The organism is Halomonas sp. OfavH-34-E (assembly GCF_024124525.1).
GTDB lineage: Bacteria > Pseudomonadota > Gammaproteobacteria > Pseudomonadales > Halomonadaceae > Halomonas > Halomonas litopenaei.
In genome coordinates this window covers 39959-56044 of the sequence record NZ_JAMXRY010000010.1, presented here as the reverse complement: position 1 = coordinate 56044, position 16086 = coordinate 39959, and the positions used below count along the sequence as shown (strand labels likewise).

The 16086-nt window shown below is 61.7% G+C and carries 17 protein-coding genes; 13 read left to right on the top strand and 4 right to left on the bottom strand.

What is annotated here, in order from left to right; genetic code table 11:
• Positions 1-2 precede the first annotated feature (2 nt).
• Complete coding sequence (gene dinB, locus NH448_RS06540) at positions 3-1061, top strand: DNA polymerase IV (RefSeq protein WP_108132778.1); 1059 nt, start codon at positions 3-5, stop codon at positions 1059-1061.
• A gap of 559 nt (positions 1062-1620) precedes the next feature.
• Here the strand turns inward: dinB and NH448_RS06535 are convergent.
• A complete protein-coding gene (locus tag NH448_RS06535) occupies positions 1621-1923 on the bottom strand; it encodes a succinate dehydrogenase assembly factor 2 (RefSeq protein ID WP_045994570.1) in 303 nt (100 codons plus the stop codon).
• A 238-nt stretch (positions 1924-2161) separates the two neighbouring features.
• On the opposite strand from NH448_RS06535, the gene NH448_RS06530 reads away from it, so the two are divergent.
• Genes NH448_RS06530 through lapB form a run of 3 tightly spaced genes read left to right on the top strand, consistent with a single transcriptional unit; the run spans position 2162 to position 3997 of the window.
• Positions 2162-2458 carry an integration host factor subunit beta gene (locus tag NH448_RS06530; RefSeq protein ID WP_045994571.1) on the top strand — a complete coding sequence of 99 codons (297 nt, stop codon included), beginning with the start codon at positions 2162-2164 and terminating at the stop codon, positions 2456-2458.
• Between the two features lie 54 nt (positions 2459-2512).
• On the top strand, positions 2513-2818 hold the full coding sequence (locus NH448_RS06525) for a LapA family protein (RefSeq protein ID WP_045994572.1): 306 nt from the start codon (positions 2513-2515) through the stop codon (positions 2816-2818).
• Complete coding sequence (gene lapB, locus NH448_RS06520; RefSeq protein WP_124804424.1) at positions 2819-3997, top strand: lipopolysaccharide assembly protein LapB; 1179 nt, start codon at positions 2819-2821, stop codon at positions 3995-3997.
• A 100-nt stretch (positions 3998-4097) separates the two neighbouring features.
• Here lapB and pyrF read toward each other — a convergent pair whose 3' ends face one another.
• Positions 4098-4799: an orotidine-5'-phosphate decarboxylase gene (pyrF, locus tag NH448_RS06515; protein WP_146164658.1), complete on the bottom strand. Its 702-nt coding sequence runs from the start codon at positions 4797-4799 to the stop codon at positions 4098-4100.
• A 317-nt stretch (positions 4800-5116) separates the two neighbouring features.
• Between pyrF and NH448_RS06510 the strand changes: the two genes are divergently transcribed.
• On the top strand, positions 5117-5476 hold the full coding sequence (locus tag NH448_RS06510) for a ComEA family DNA-binding protein (protein WP_308812428.1): 360 nt from the start codon (positions 5117-5119) through the stop codon (positions 5474-5476).
• A 120-nt stretch (positions 5477-5596) separates the two neighbouring features.
• Here NH448_RS06510 and NH448_RS06505 read toward each other — a convergent pair whose 3' ends face one another.
• Positions 5597-6655 (bottom strand): Rpn family recombination-promoting nuclease/putative transposase, encoded by a 1059-nt coding sequence (locus NH448_RS06505; protein WP_108132774.1) that lies wholly within the window; start codon positions 6653-6655, stop codon positions 5597-5599.
• Between the two features lie 60 nt (positions 6656-6715).
• Entirely contained in the window at positions 6716-7477 is a 762-nt protein-coding gene (locus tag NH448_RS06500; RefSeq protein ID WP_045994575.1) for an SDR family NAD(P)-dependent oxidoreductase, read from the bottom strand.
• Between the two features lie 441 nt (positions 7478-7918).
• On the opposite strand from NH448_RS06500, the gene NH448_RS06495 reads away from it, so the two are divergent.
• The 8 genes from NH448_RS06495 to NH448_RS06460 all read left to right on the top strand — a co-directional run bounded on the left by NH448_RS06495 (position 7919) and on the right by NH448_RS06460 (position 16075).
• Positions 7919-8464: an FxsA family protein gene (locus NH448_RS06495; RefSeq protein WP_108132773.1), complete on the top strand. Its 546-nt coding sequence runs from the start codon at positions 7919-7921 to the stop codon at positions 8462-8464.
• A 505-nt stretch (positions 8465-8969) separates the two neighbouring features.
• Complete coding sequence (locus NH448_RS06490; protein WP_045994577.1) at positions 8970-9263, top strand: co-chaperone GroES; 294 nt, start codon at positions 8970-8972, stop codon at positions 9261-9263.
• A gap of 69 nt (positions 9264-9332) precedes the next feature.
• Positions 9333-10976 carry a chaperonin GroEL gene (gene groL / locus NH448_RS06485; RefSeq protein ID WP_045994578.1) on the top strand — a complete coding sequence of 548 codons (1644 nt, stop codon included), beginning with the start codon at positions 9333-9335 and terminating at the stop codon, positions 10974-10976.
• 190 nt (positions 10977-11166) lie between these two features.
• Positions 11167-12105, top strand: coding sequence for a homocysteine S-methyltransferase family protein (locus NH448_RS06480; protein ID WP_253028580.1), 939 nt, complete (start codon positions 11167-11169; stop codon positions 12103-12105).
• Between the two features lie 282 nt (positions 12106-12387).
• Positions 12388-12630 (top strand): hypothetical protein, encoded by a 243-nt coding sequence (locus NH448_RS06475; protein WP_253028579.1) that lies wholly within the window; start codon positions 12388-12390, stop codon positions 12628-12630.
• Complete coding sequence (locus tag NH448_RS06470; RefSeq protein ID WP_253028578.1) at positions 12627-13916, top strand: GNVR domain-containing protein; 1290 nt, start codon at positions 12627-12629, stop codon at positions 13914-13916. Before NH448_RS06475 ends, NH448_RS06470 begins: the two co-directional genes overlap by 4 nt.
• A gap of 666 nt (positions 13917-14582) precedes the next feature.
• Complete coding sequence (locus NH448_RS06465; protein WP_253028577.1) at positions 14583-14792, top strand: hypothetical protein; 210 nt, start codon at positions 14583-14585, stop codon at positions 14790-14792.
• Entirely contained in the window at positions 14789-16075 is a 1287-nt protein-coding gene (locus NH448_RS06460) for a GNVR domain-containing protein (RefSeq protein WP_253028576.1), read from the top strand. Before NH448_RS06465 ends, NH448_RS06460 begins: the two co-directional genes overlap by 4 nt.
• The last annotated feature ends 11 nt before the right edge of the window (positions 16076-16086 follow it).

The window sequence follows — 16086 nt, the reverse complement described above, 5'->3', positions numbered from 1 at the left end:
CCATGCCAGCACCCGTACGCAAGATTCTGCATGCCGACTGCGACTGCTTCTACGCCGCGGTCGAGATGCGCGACAATCCCGCCCTGCGGGACATTCCGCTGGCGGTGGGTGGCGCGCGCGAGGGCCGCGGCGTCATCACCACCTGCAACTATCCGGCGCGCAAGTTCGGCATTCATTCGGCGATGCCGACCGCCCGCGCGCTGCGCCTGTGTCCGGAACTGACACTGGTTCCGCCGGACTTCGACAAGTACCGCGAGGTGTCGAGGCAGATTCAGGCGATCTTCCATGAGCTGACGCCACTGGTCGAACCGCTGTCGCTGGACGAGGCCTATCTGGACGTCAGCGATGTCGAGGGATTCAAGGGCAGCGCCACCTGGATGGCCCGCTGGCTGAAGGAGGAGTGTCTGGCGCGCACCGGCATCACGGTGTCGGTGGGGGCGGCACCGTCCAAGTTCCTGGCCAAGATCGCCAGCGACTGGGACAAGCCGGATGGGCTGACGGTGATCCCACCCGACCAGGTGGAAAGCTTCGTTCTGGCCCTGCCGGTGCGCAAGCTGCACGGCGTGGGGCCCGCCACCGGCGCCCGTCTGGACGCACTGGGCATCACCACCTGTGAGGAGCTGCGCGAACAGCCCATTGACAAGCTGCTGGACGAGTTCGGCAAATTCGGGCGACGCCTCTATGAACTCGCCCGCGGCATCGACGAGCGCCCGGTCAAGGTGGAGCGCGAACGCAAGTCGATCAGCGTCGAAAGCACCTACGGCCGGGACCTGCCGGATCTGGCCGCGGCCCAGCAGGCGCTGGTCACCCTCTGCGAGAAGTTGAAGGCGCGCATCGACCGCAATGGTCGCCCGCCCCTGGCCGGCGTGTTCGTCAAGGTGCGCTTTGACGACTTCACCACCACCACCCTGGAGTCGAAGGGCCTGGAGCCGGATCTGGCCAGCTACCGCCAACTGCTCGACCAGGCCTGGCAACGCGCCCACCGCCCGGTGCGCCTGCTGGGCGTCGGCGTGCGCCTGGTGCCACAGGAAGCCAGGCAACAGCTGTCATTACCGTTTTGACGTCTGAGAACCCAACGCCACAGGCATGCCAAGCAGGTAACGTCTCAGCACACGGTGCTCTTCGGGTGTCATCGAATCGGGCCACAGCCAGTGGGTGTGCCTCTGCCAACGCAGGGAGATCAGCCTGGCGCCGACGCTTTCACAGGTCAGCTCGATCTCGCGCCAGTCAGCGTCTGAGCAAAGCCGCTCGGATGCGTCCGCCGCTGACGCCAACGGACGCCACTGCCAACGCCCAGGCACCGGGGCCCTGGGCTTGCCCCACCAGCGCATAAGCGCCTGACTCAGGGCGCGCAGAAGGCGTCGCTGCCGACGCTGCCATACGGAAAGGCCCGTATCTTGGGCCTGCTCTTCATCCACGGCGACCAGCGTTGCCCCAGATGCCACTGCTGGCTCACTCTCGACCAGGCACCTTAGCTGACCCTGAAGCGGATGGCGGTGGGCGTGAATCAGTCTGCTGCAGAGAGCTGCGGTGAGTAGCGCCCCCACCGGCGAGGGAGTGGCGCCGGCGACGACCAGCGCGATGGTCGCCACCAGCGCCCCCTGGAAGAGATGCTGCTGCTCAGAGGCCCCGATTGTGACCGTGACCGCTGGTCTCGGCATAGTCCACGATCATCTGCACGATACGGCGACGGCTGGGCTCTTCCGGCCACTCGCGACGCATCAACCACATGAACAGGTCCTGGTCCTCTTCGGTGATCAGCTGGCGATAGGCGGCCTGGTCGGCCTCGTCGAGTTCATCGTAGCAGTGCTCGAGAAACGGCAGCAGCAAGAGGTCCAGCTCCCACATGCCACGGCGGGAGTGCCAGTGCAGGCGCTTGCGCTCGGCCTCGAGGCGGGAGGCCACGGAAGACGGTTGATCCAAGGGGAACCTCGTCAGGGATGGAATGTGTGGCCTCAGTATACCGCAGCACGATCCGCCAGGCAGCCGCCGGCGTATCCCGAAGGTGACCCGGCGCAAGATCATTGCCACGAATGTAGTGCGTTGTTTTCTCAAGACTTGAAAAGTATGCTATCTAAAAACAAGAGGCTGTGACGGATACGGCCTTCGCCACTGGCTTGGCCAGCGCTCAACACCCAGGTGGGACTCACGGAGACAACCGATGACAAAGTCCGAACTGATAGAGCAGATCTCCATGCGGCAGCCGGAGCTGTCGATCAAGGACGTCGAGGCCGCGGTGCGCCTCATTCTGGATGACATCACCGATACCCTCGCCGATGGTGGGCGGGTCGAGATACGGGGTTTTGGCAGTTTCTCTCTGCACTATCGGGAGCCCCGGGTCGGCCGCAACCCCAAGACAGGTGAAGCGGTGGAGCTGGAAGGCAAGTTCGTGCCACACTTCAAGCCCGGAAAGGAGTTGCGCGAACAAGTCGACGCCAGCCGTGCGCTGGGCTACTGAGTTCGCTGGCAACCGCTCTCTCCGTTCTCTTTGTCTCACTATGGGAAGTCACACATGCGTTGGCTAAAAGGCCTGATCATGGCCATCATTCTGCTGGCGGTACTAGTCATCGGTATCCTGTTCGCGACCAACAACCAACAGGCCCTGCCGCTGAACCTCATCTGGTTCGAATTGCCCGAGGCCTCCCTGTCGGTGTGGCTGCTGGCCTCCTTGGCTGTCGGCGTGCTGCTTGGCATGCTGGCGATGAGCGGCGTCTACATTCGGCTGCGCGCCCTGCTGACTCGCGCCCAACGCCACAACCAGCAGCAGCGCAAGGAACTCGATCGTCTTCGCGTGCAGGAGATGAAGGAACTTCCCTGAATGCCCGATCTTCTGCTGCTGGGCCTGCTGGTCGTCGCCCTCGCCATTGGCTGGGCGCTCGGCCGGCGGGAGAGTCGACAGCAAGAACGCCCCGCCCCAAGCCTGCACCGCGACTACTTTGTCGGTCTGAACTACCTGCTCAACGATCAGCAGGACCGGGCCATCGAGACCTTCATCTCTGCGTTGGAGGTCAACAGCGATACCATCGAGACCCACGTCACCCTGGGCAACCTGTTTCGCTCTCGCGGTGAGGCCGACCGCGCCGTCAAGATTCACCAGAACCTGCTCGCACGTCCTTTCCTGGACGGCCACCAGGGAGCCTGGGTGCAGCTCGAGCTGTCCCGGGACTTTCTGCAGCTGGGTCTGCACGATCGCGCCGAACGGCTGCTGAAGGGGCTGGTCAAGGAAGAAACCCACGCCGAAGTACGCCACCATGCCAAGCGGCTGCTGGTGGACCTGTTCGAGCGCGAGGGTGAATGGCAGCAGGCGATCGACGAGGCCGTCCCCCAGCTGACCCGACGCCATGATGACCTGCGTCGGGCCGCCGCCCACTGGCATTGCGAACTGGCCGCAGAGGCGCGAGCATCCAACAGCCACGGCATCGCCAGAAAGCACCTGAAGCAGGCGCTTTCCATCGACGAACGCTGCATCCGTGCCAACCTGATCCAGGCCGAGCTGTGCCACGACACCGGCCAGTACCGCCAGGCGCTCAAGCATCTGGATCGCATTCCCCAGCAGGACGCCGACTTTATCCCGACGCTGCTTGAGCCGCTGGAACGCACCTATCAGCTTCTTGACGACGCCGAGGGACTGATCGCGCACCTGCACCGGCTGCTGGAGCTGAATCCCTGCACCAGCGTAATGCTGCTGTTGGCGCAGACGCTGCGCAAGGTGCGAGGGAGTGATGAGGAGGCGATAGCGCTGATCACCGAACAGCTCAGGAAGGAGCCGAGCCTTGGTGGGGTGGACTATCTGATGGGGCTGTACCAGCGTAGCGAGGCAAGCGAAGGCGATCCCCGTTTCGACCTGCTGCGCCAGCACACCCAACCGCTTATCAAGGCGCTCCCCCGCCACCGCTGCCGGCGCTGCGGCTTCTCAGGTGAACACCTGCACTGGCAGTGCCCCAGATGCAGGAATTGGGGCACCACCAAACCCATCACCGGTATAGAGGGAGAGTAGCGGTCAGCTCTCCCTCAACTCCTTCTCGATTGCCTCTAACGCCGTCATCGGGTCTTCTGCCTGACTTGATCAAGATCGTGGTCAGCCGACTCCGACTGGGTTACGCCTCTTTCAGCTCCTTCTCGATCGCCTCTAACGCCGCCATCGGGTCTTCTGCCTGAGTGACAGGTCTTCCCACCACCAGGTGCGTGCTACCGGCGTCCATGGCCTCGCGCGGGGTCATGATTCGGCGCTGATCGCCGGCCTGGGCAAAGCTCGGGCGAATGCCCGGGGTGACCTTGAGGAAGTCTTCGCCACAGGCTGCCTTGAGACGCGCCGACTCCTGCGCCGAGCACACCACACCATCCATCCCGCTGGCCTTGGCCAGTCGCGCCAGGTGCTCCACCTGCTCGTCCAGGGCTACCGAAACATTAGTAGCTGCAAGTTCCTCGGCGGTCATGCTGGTCAGCACCGTCACCGCGATCAGGCGGGTCGCAAGGCCCTCTCTATCGAGCCGTTCGCGCGCCGCTTCCATCATGCGGGCGCCGCCGCTGGCATGAACATTGACCATCCACACGCCTTGCTCTGCCGCCGCCTGAACGGCAGCCGCCACGGTATTGGGAATATCGTGAAACTTGAGGTCGAGAAAGACCTCGAAACCCCGGCCATGCAGCGCTTCGAGCACATTGGGGCCGCTGCGGGTGAACAGCTCCTTGCCAACCTTGAGACGACAGCGCTCGGGGTCCAGTCGGTCCGCCATGCACAGCGCGGCGTCCATGGAGGGATAATCGAGTGCGATGATCAAGGGCGATGAGGTAGTCACGGAGGCCTCCGGCACAGTGGAATCGAAGGGCGCACCTGCGGCCTGCATGACGTGAGCCAAGCCGGCCCGGTCGCGAGACACAGGACCCGGAGCGCCAAAACGCCGCAGTATATCAGCCCAAGCGACTTCCGCGCGGCCCTATGGCTTCATCTGAATATCTAATTCCACTGATATTTTTATAAGTAATTTCTTATAACTGGATTCGTCGCTCGGCGCCTAAGGTGAAAGTCGAGACCCAACGGCATCACGTCGAACGGACTCGAAGGGGCAAGCCCCCTACGTCATGAAGACGACTTTCAACACCAAGGAGATGTCCGATGCAGACCCACAACGCACAACAGGCTGTTCGCCATCCATCGATGAACGACAACTCGAGCACCCTTTCCGCAAGCAAGCGGTCCAGGTTATGGACTATCGCACTACTGGCACTGACCTGGATGTTGCTGGCACAGCCAGTCATGGCCGAAGAGCAGCTGAGTATCGAGCCGATCAACATCAACGAGGCCAGCGTCGAGTTGCTGGCGGAACTCCCCGGCATCGGCCCAGGCAAGGCTCAGGCCATCGTCGAAGACCGCCAGGCCAATGGCCCCTTCACCACCATCGAGGACCTGACTCGAGTAAAGGGCATCGGTGACGCCACCGTCGCTCGGCTCAAGGATGAAATCAGCCTGCGCTAGACACCGGCTGCACCCAAGCCCTCCGCCGCGCAGTGCTGCGGAGGGCTTGTGGGGGTGAGGAATAATCAACACTTCAGGCAACGGGATTTCTGTTAGCAACCAACAGGCCATGATAGACCATCAGCTGGAGCGCTCGATTTGCTCTCGCAGTTCGCTGACCAGTTCTATCGAAATCTCGGCCACTTGCGCGATCGTCTGATCATCCAGCGAAGTCTGCTGAATCATATTGCGGGCTACCTCTAGCTTGCCTTCTTCGCGCCCTTCCTGACGCCCTTCCTGACGCCCTTCCTGACGACCTTCCTCGCGCCCTTCCTCGCGCCCTTCCTCGCGACCTTCCTCGCGACCTTCCTCGCGACCTTCCTCGCGACCTTCCCGACGGCCCTCCGCCAGCCCCTGCTGCTTCCACTGCTCAGGCCACCGCTTAGCTCTTTCTGCCAGCATATTGTGCACCTCGCTCAATTCATTCAGGGCCTGCCATCCGCCCTGTTCCTCATTTGACACCCAGTTTGGCAATAGTACTCGCTTGATCCAGATGACGAAGTGTCGACGCAAATCTGCCTGCTCTGGTGTCTGCAACCATTTCACCAGCAACCCGATCAGCTCAACCGCATCTGCGGGACTCCGGTGATGCTCCAGCTGGAAGATGGCCGACACCACATTACGCGCTTCGCTGGAGAACTGCTGGTCGGCAACGAGGGCACCTTCATCCAATAGCAGAAAGGACAGATCCGGTCGGTATTGCGCCAGGCTGCCAGGCCCTGCCTGAATGAGATCCCGAACGTTGACAGGCGCGCTCCAGCGACGCTCTCCATTATAGAGCACGATAGGCAACACCGGCGGTAGCTTGCCCGACCGAGTCAGCTGTTTCTGCTTGACCAGATCCTGGTAGAGCAACCCGACGTAGGTCATGGTGCGAAGCGCCATGAAACGATCCACCGTGCTCTGAAATTCCAGCAACAGGTACACGTAGCACCACTCATCACCGAAGCGCGCGCGCCAGATGACATCGTTTTCGCGATCACGCAGGTCATCAGTGACGAAGCTGCCACTGACCCGCTCCAGCGAGTCGAGGTCCAGCTTCTCGATCCAGTCTTCACCGATAAAGCCGGTCAGCAGGTCTCGGATCACCCTCGGCTCGCTGAATAGCAACTTGTAGCTTTGATCATGCTGGTTTTTCATGGCGTGCCCGGCCAGGCGGCCGGCCTCTTCCCTTGGCTAGACCTAGCCCTAGACCTAGACCTAGAGCCGCAGCCCCCCGTCCACCTCCATGACACGGGCGGTGAAGTAGTCATTGTCAAAGATGAAGGCAACGCTCTCGGCGATGTCGGCAGGGGCGCCAAGGCGGCGCAGGGGCACGCCTGCGGTCAGTTTTTCGAGCATGTCGTCACGCATGGAGGCGGTCATCTCGGTTTCGATGAAGCCAGGTGCCACCGCGCCCACGCGAATACCATGACGGGCCAGCTCCTTGCCCCAGGTGACGGTCAGAGCGGCAACGCCGGCCTTGGCCGCGGCATAGTTGCTCTGCCCCATGTTGCCGGCGCGCGAGATGCTCGAGATATTGACGATGACACCCCGACGATCATCCTCGATCATGGCCGTGGCGGCGGCACGCCCGCACAGGAATACACCGGTCAGATTGACATCGATGACCGCCTGCCACTCGTCCAGTCCCAGCGTCTTTTCGACCTTGCCGTCGCGCGCCTTGACCAGCAGGCCGTCACGCAGGATACCGGCGTTGTTGACCAGACCGTCGAGCGGCCCCATGTGCTCGCGAATGTCCGCAAAGGCTTCAGTGACAGAGGCCTCGTCTGCCACGTTAGCCACGAAGGCTCTGGCGGTGATGCCGGCATCGAACAGACCATTGACGGCCTGGTCCAGCTGGTCGTTGTCGGTATCGATGAGCGCGACCCGCGCTCCACGGCGTCCCAGATGGTGCGCCATGGCCAGGCCGAGTCCACGGGCTCCGCCGGTGATGGCGATCAGGGCATCGTTGAGTTGCATGCGGTTTCCCCTTGCAAGACGCGTCATACACGCGCGTTTTCAGATGGTTTTTTGGTAAGGCGCCAAGGCGTGACAGGCCGCACCTGCCGCCAGGCAAAGCGGCCGCGTGATACACCAAAGCACCACATATGAGCCCACTAACCATTGGTGCACCGCATCATGACAACCTTTCAAAACCCCCGCCACTCTTCCTTGGTCTAGCGCAAGCCTGCGCAACCCCCTGCGACCGAATCGGGCAAAAAAAGAAGATCTTTGCCACGCCGAGCGGCTGAAACCGTAAGCACGACTGCGCGAGTGGCCGCGCCAGAGTCGGCAAGGCGCTGCCAGCAAATGAAAGCCGCCGCCAGCAAAACAAAGGCGCAGTCAGCAAAAGCCACAGCAACGCTTGAACTCCGAGGAGGCCACCCCCATCTTGAACGGAGATCACAACGCGGAGCTGACATGCCCTTTCTTCTTATCTTCACCATCTTCGCCCTGCTCGACTTCGCTGTACTCTTTTCGGTGGGTAGCGAAATCGGTCTGCTTTCCACCCTGGCGCTGGTGCTGGCCACCGGCTTCATCGGTCTGCACCTGATCCGTCGCGAAGGTGTGGCCACCTTCGCACGCGCCCAGGAGCGGATGTCACGCGGCGAGATCCCCTCCTCGGAGCTGATGACCGGTGCCGCGCTGATCTTCGGTGGCGCCCTGCTGATGGCGCCGGGTTTTCTGTCTGACGCACTCGGCTTCATGTGCCTGATTCCCAACGCTCGCCGCCTGCTGGGCAAGGCGCTGGCCAAGGTCGGGGTGCGCATGAAGGGCTTCCAGATGGGCGGCACCCATTTCGGCGGTACCGAGGAAGGGGGCTTTGCGGGCCCGAAGGCCAATGCCGATGGATGGGACGAGGCTTCCGGCCGCCGCCGGGATGACACCAGCTGGCGCGAAAGTTCGGCCGGCGATGAAGAACCGCTGGAGGGCGAATTTATCAGCAAGGATGAGCGACGCCGCTAGGGCTTGTCTGAAAAGTGTCTGCGCTCGGTAATACGGCGTTAAAAATCGGATCAAAATGCTCATTTACACCACGTAAACTGCGCTTTCTCACCGATTTTTGCCTTGTCTAACCTTCGCTCGTCGACTTTTCGGACTGAGCCTGAGGCTTGCGCGGTGGACCCACCCTTGCCGCATCATCGTCTTGTCCCTCGCATCGGCACCCTTCGGGGTGCCGATGCCGTTTCATGGGCCCCGTCAGCCTTGGATGCAAGAAGACAAAAAAATTTTCATCCAAGCCCTTGAAAGCCCCCACTCCAGCCCCACTTACCAGAGCAGCACCAAGCTTCGGTGAGGGAGTACGCTCCCCCGCCATTGACAGGAGGGCCGACAAGGGCCTGCCACTTCATCGGCAGCCCGGCAATGACCTCCAGCTCTCGCCGAGTCGCAGGGCGTCACGACGAGAGTGAACAATGAACCGCCGGGGTGGATGCCCCGGCCTTGCAAAACCATCAGGAGAACGTGAGCAATGAACATCCGTCCCTTGCACGATCGCGTCGTCATCCGTCGCGTTGAGGAAGAGCAGAAGACCGCAGGCGGCATCGTGCTTCCGGGCAACGCCCAGGAAAAACCGACTCGTGGCGAAGTTCTCGCCGTCGGTAACGGCCGGATTCTCGAGAGCGGCGACGTGCGTCCTCTGGACGTCAAGGTCGGCGACACCGTGATCTTCAAGGATGGCTTCGGCGTCGAAAAGCAGAAGATCGACGGCGAGGAAGTCCTGATCATGAGCGAGTCCGACATCCTGGCGGTCGTCGAGGGCTAAGCCCTGCCCCGCAGACTCACTCGTTTCAACGTTCACTTTTGACGCTTAGATTCTAAGGAAGTACAGAAAATGGCAGCGAAACAAGTCAAGTTCTCTGATGATGCCCGCAAGCGCATGGCGCGTGGTGTCGATGTCCTGGCCAATGCCGTCAAGGCTACCCTGGGCCCGAAAGGTCGCAACGTGGTGCTGGAGAAGTCCTTCGGCGCGCCGACCGTGACCAAGGACGGCGTCAGCGTCGCCAAGGAAATCGAACTGAAGGACCGGTTCGAAAACATGGGCGCGCAGATGGTCAAGGAAGTGGCTTCCAAGACCTCCGACGTGGCCGGTGACGGCACCACCACCGCTACCGTGCTGGCCCAGGCCATCGTCGCCGAAGGCCTGAAGGGCGTGACCGCCGGCATGAACCCGATGGACCTCAAGCGCGGCATCGACCAGGCCGTCATCGCTGCGGTCAAGGAAATCCAGGCTCTGTCCGTGCCCTGCACCGACTCCAAGGCCATCGCCCAGGTCGGCACCATCTCCGCCAACGGCGACTCGCGTATCGGCGAGATCATCGCCGAGGCGATGGAGAAGGTCGGCAAGGAAGGCGTCATCACTGTCGATGAAGGCCGTGGCTTCGAAGACGAGCTGGACGTGGTCGAGGGCATGCAGTTCGACCGCGGCTACCTGAGCCCGTACTTCGTCACCAACCAGGACACCATGGCGGTGGAACTGGAAGATCCGTTCATCCTGCTGGTGGACAAGAAGATCTCCAACATCCGCGAACTGCTGCCGACCCTGGAAGCCGTCGCCAAGGCTGGCAAGCCGCTGGTGATCATCGCCGAAGACATCGAAGGCGAAGCGCTGGCTACCCTGGTGGTCAACACCATGCGTGGCATCGTCAAGGTCGCCGCCGCCAAGGCGCCTGGCTTCGGTGATCGCCGCAAGGCCATGCTGCAGGACATCGCGATCCTGACCAACGGCACCGTGATCTCCGAGGAAGTGGGTCTGAACCTCGAGCAGGCCACCCTGGACCACCTGGGCACCGCCAAGCGCGTGACCATGTCCAAGGAAAACACCACCATCATCGATGGTGCCGGCAACGATGGTGACATCGAAGCACGCGTCAACCAGATCCGCGCCCAGATCGAAGAGACTTCCTCCGACTACGATCGCGAGAAGCTCCAGGAGCGTGTCGCCAAGCTGGCCGGCGGTGTTGCCGTCATCCGCGTCGGTGCCGCTACCGAAGTCGAGATGAAGGAGAAGAAGGCCCGCGTCGAGGACGCCCTGCACTCTACCCGCGCCGCGGTCGAAGAAGGTGTCGTGCCTGGCGGTGGTACTGCCCTGATCCGCATCCTGACCAAGATCGCTGGTCTCAAGGGTGACAACGAAGACCAGACTCACGGTATCGCCATCGCTCTGCGCGCCATGGAAGCACCGCTGCGTCAGATCGTCACCAACGCTGGCCAGGAAGCCTCCGTCATCGTCAACCGCATCAAGGACGGTGAAGGCAACTTCGGCTACAACGCCCAGACCGGCGAGTACGGCGACCTGTTCGAGATGGGTGTGCTGGACCCGGCCAAGGTGACTCGCAGCGCGCTGCAGTCCGCTGGCTCCGTTGCTGGCCTGCTGATCACCACCGAAGCCATGATCGCCGACGATCCGGACGAGAAGGACGCTGCTCCGGACATGGGCGGCATGGGTGGAATGGGCGGCATGGGCGGCATGATGTAACGCCTGCCCCGGGCAGCTCCGGCTGCCCGACCCGCGCACCCCCAAGCGCACAAAGCCCTGCCTGATGGCAGGGCTTTTTTGTGTTCCACCATTCATCGAGCCGCCTCATCCAGAGGTTGAGGACTTTTCAATTTATTCCCGCCCCCGGGACATGATTCACTATCGGCTGGATCAACTTGCAGGCAACATCATGGATTTGACGCTACTGGACGGCGGCATGGGGCGCGAGCTCAAGCGTATCGGCGCCCCCTTCTCACAGCCCTTGTGGAGCGCCCAGGCGCTGATCGAAGCTCCCGACCGGGTCATCGAGGCCCACCTCAACTTTATCCGGGCCGGCGCCCGAGTGATTACTGCCAACAGCTACGCCTGCGTGCCGTTCCATCTTGGCGAGCGGCGCTATCGGGAAGAGGGGCCGGCACTCGCTTCGCTTGCGGCACGATTGGCAGCGCAAGCGGCAAGCTGCTGGCAGGATGAATCCGTCCAGCCACCGTCGCAAGCCAATGCCCCAGAAGCCTCGCTTAGCGTAGCCGGCTGCCTGCCTCCCGCCCTGGGCAGCTATCGTCCCGATCTGTTCGACCCCGGCCGCGCCAGAGAGATCACCACCGCCCTGTATCATGCGCAGGACCCACACGTGGATCTGTGGCTCGCCGAGACGCTGTCGAGTCTTGCCGAGATCTCGGTCATGCAGGAGGTCCTGGCGGCATCCGAGAAGCCTCGCTGGTACGCCCTCACCCTGCAGGACGAGGTGTCCGACATCGCACGCCTGCGCTCCGGAGAGTCCGTTGCCGAGGCGACCCAACAGCTATGTCAGGGCGGCGCCGACGCCATCCTGTTCAACTGCTCGATTCCGGAGGTCATGGCGCAGGCACTGGTCGACGCCGGCGACGCCATGCAACGACTCAAGCTATCGCGCCCGCTGGGCGCCTACGCCAACAGCTTCTCGCCGATCGGCGATGCTCACCGGGCCAACACCACCTTGACGGCAGACCGGGAGCTGACCCCGGCAGGCTACCTGGACTACGCCAAACGCTGGCACTCCCTGGGAGCAAGCCTGATCGGCGGATGCTGCGGCATCCATCCGGCCCATATCGAGACACTCGCCGACTGGCACCAAGCCGACCATCGCTAGAACGCGCTCTGTCGCCCCACTTCTTCGCTCCACACCCGCCAGCCACACGACACCCAAGAGCCCAGACCACGGCTGCGGCGTCCTTGATCTTCGTCAGGACGACGCAGCGTGGCGACCTGTACTTTCCCCCTTCCTGATCTACAGCAGCGTCGCGCCGCGTCCACGTCGCTAGGCTGTTCGCCCAGCAGATAGCCCGTGGTTTTCCGCCCTTGAAGGTTGCCCCTGTGGCACACCGATGACTCATCGACCGCCAATTCCTCAACGCTCGATCAGGACTTTCCGATGTCCCCCTCTCGGCTACTACTTCTCGGCCCCATCGCCTTGTTGCTTCCCGGGGGCTTTACTCTGTTACGTGGGCGTTCCCTGCATGCCGCCCTCGTCTTCCTTGCCTGGCTGTCACCGCTGGTCGCATCAGCACTGGGGCTGATGAGCCTGGTCGTCGCCCGCCTGGCGGAGTCTTTCAATCTTGTTACCCATGGCCTGGTCCTCAGCATGCATCTGGCACTGTGGAGGCCGCAGCGGTGACCGATCACGACAGCCAACTTCCCGCGCTTTCCTATCGGCGCGATGATGAGATAGACCTGCGCGACATCGCCCTGATGTTGCTTGACGGCTGGAAGTGGATCCTTGGCAGCGTGGCCACCGCCGTGGTGCTGGCCCTGGTGTTTGTCGCCATAGCCCCGCAAAGCTTCCGTGCGTCGACCAGTTATACGCCCTCGTCGGAAGGACTGCGTCTTCTCAACGAGATGCCCGACATCGACTACTCGGCAGCCTCCACTCAGACAGAACTGGAACTTAAGCTCGGTAGCTTCGGCAACCTGCGCGACTTCATCGACGACCATCCCGAGTGGCAGTCCATCGCCCAGTCGGAGGCCGACGAACAGGAGGTGACCCTGGATGAGCATCTGCGCCTTCACTACTTCGACAAGCTAAAGGTTACGCGTCCCGGCAAAGACGGGACAGGCCCGCACCAGTTGAGCCTTGTGTATCCAGAGTCGCTGCAGGGGGCTGCTCTACTCAATGACTATCTGGCATGGACGGAGAGGCAATATGCCCAGGTTCTGGCGCAGCGCGCCGAACACTCACTGGAAACGGCGCTGGCACGCAATAGTGAAGAGATGCAGGCACATCTGGAAGCCTACCGGGACAGCGTGAACGTCGAGATCACACGGCTGCAAGAGCAACATGACGTTCAGTTAGCCGAACTCGATGACCAGCTTCAGGCCGAAAAGAATGCCGAGCGCAAGGCTCGCCAGGAGCGCATTCGCACTCTGACCCAGGCTGAGGCCATCGCACAGAGGCTCGGCATCACCCAGCCCACCTCACCGCCGGCGTTCGGAGAAAACGGACAAACCCAAGTTAGCCACGGTGACAGCGGCAACGCGACAAACCTGCCGCTCTACTTCATGGGCACCCAGGCACTGGCCGCAGAAAAAGAGGTCGTCGAACAAAGCCTGGAGCAGGAAGCCAGCACGCCTGCCATCCGCGAAATCGAGAAAGAGCTCGCGCAATTGCGGCATCAGCGCCAAATCGAAGCGTTGCAGCAACGATCCGACGACTCGTCGTTTGTCGACGCCTACAATCAGTTGAGCCAGGAAAATACCCTGCTGCGGGCCAACCGCGTCACCGCCGACGATATCGACATCATCGAGGTGGTCAACCTGGCCTATCGTCCGAACCGTCCAGAAGGCCCGGGCAAGGCCCTGGTGCTGGCACTCGCCGTGATACTGGGGGGCATGCTGGGCGTCATGCTGGTGATGTGTGTATCGTTCGGCCGAAGCCTCAAGCACTACAGGGCCCAGCGGGCGTGATGTTGCCAACCCGACCTGGCAGCGCCAGCGCTGCACCCCTTGCCACGATCCGCTGGCTCTCCCACGCCATCCCGTAATACGTCCTCCAGCACTAGCCCCGAGTCAGATCATGGCCTGACTCAGGGAAGCGCCTCGTCCCTACCCACCTTGCCTGTCACGCTTATTGGTTGAATTCAGGAGCCAAAGGGAACAACGGATCACTCCTTCGACCATTGGCCGTGCTGGACACCACCCCGGCTTCACCCACTACCCTTGGCTCCCTGAACAGGTGCGCGCCAACCTGGGCATCATGGCTTATCCTGCATAGCGCCTGCGAACGTCAAGCTGGCATCAAGTGGGAACAATATGCCTACCCCACTCTGGAAACCACGCTGCCTCAGTGCCATTCGCGTTGTCAGACCATGGTTGGTCATATTTTACAGAGCACCTCGGTGATCAATCGAATTAGCACATAAAAAATCAATTAAACTCATATCAGCATATAAACGTTATGTTTTTAATAAGCCGACCAGTCCTTATGCGCATTTCAAGTTAACATAGACTTACATACTTACATTCTCCCTGCTACTTTCAACCGCAATATAAAGTGCATATAAGCACTATCCCTTGGCTCACGCAGGGCTGATAAACGCCATGTCAACACTTAAACACCTGGTGGCATCCCCCATGATGCTGCTGCTTCCGGGCGCTCTGGCGTTCAGCGAACGACGCTATATCTCGGCGGCCATCATGCTCGCCGCGGCACTTGCGCCCATCTTCCTGCTGTATCTGGACCTGGTCGATACCTCTCATTTTCTTCTTGCGGAAGTGTCTGTCCTGCTCGTTCACCTGCTCGCTCTGACGGCGAGGCTTGCTGTCTGGAATCCTCACGCATGAACTCTTTCAACCATCAAGCCGTCGATCAACCTGAGCATCCTTCCTCTGACGAGATTGACCTGCGAGACATTGCCATCATGCTGATCAACGGATGGCGCTGGATCGCCGTCAGCATGGCAACCTGCCTCGCACTGGCGACGCTCTATCTGGTGGCATCCACACCGTCATACCATTCTTCGCTCGCCTACACCGAGACCAGTGATGGTCTCAATGTGATCAACCGCATTCCGGGGATTGCCATCACTCCCCAGCAGGCCGTTTCCGAACTGGAGATCCGCCTGGGGAGTTACGAGCGCTTCCGCGGCTTCCTCGACCAGCACCCCGACTACGCCGACATGCTGATGCAGGATAGCGCTCCGGAACTCGAAGGCACGGTGCTTCGCACGCAGTTCCGAGAGCTGAAGGTAGCGTCTGGCGACCTCGCCTCCGGTAGCCCCGGGGAGGTTAGCTTCTCCTATCGTGAAGATATCGACGGCGCTGCATTGCTGAACCATTACTTCCAGTGGTCGCAGCGGCAGTACACCGAAGACCTGCTCGCGCGCGTCGATCGTAGCCTGGCCAGCGCCATTTCACGCAATGAGGCAGACATGGAAGCCCACCTGGAGGCCTACGACGCCGAGCTTGACGCGACCGTCACGCGGATGAGCGAGGAGCACTCGATTCGCCGGCTCGAGCTCCAGGATCAGCTTGCCGCCGAACGCGCCGCGGAGCTCGCTTCCCGCGAAGAGCGCATTCGCACCCTGGAAGTAGCAGAAGAGATCGCCGGCATGCTCGGCATCACCAAGCCTACGTCCCCACTATCGCTGGGAGACGCCGATGACGCCGCCCGTATCGTCTACGACAACGTCAGCATCGGCAATGATCTACCACTGTACTTCCTGGGTACCGAAGCCCTGGCGGCCGAGCGTGAGGTATTGAAGCAGGGGCTCGACCAGCCCATCTCCTCGCCGGCCATCCGTCAGATCGAAAAGCAGCTCGAACAGTTGCAGCACCAGCGGCGTATAGAAGCCTTCAATGCCCGCGAGAATGACTCGGCGTTCATTGACGCCTACAACCAGCTACGCCAGGAAAACACTCTGCTGAGGGCCAACCGCATCAACGCCGACGACATCCACGTCGTCGAGGTGGTCAATGTGGCCTATCGCCCAATGCAGCCCGAGGGCCCCGGCAAGGCCCTGGTGATGGCGCTCGCCGTGATCCTCGGGGGCATGCTCGGCGTGATGCTGGTGATGCTGGTGGCGTTCAGCCGCAGCTTAAGGCGGTATCGTTCACAGACAGCCTGATCTTTTCACCA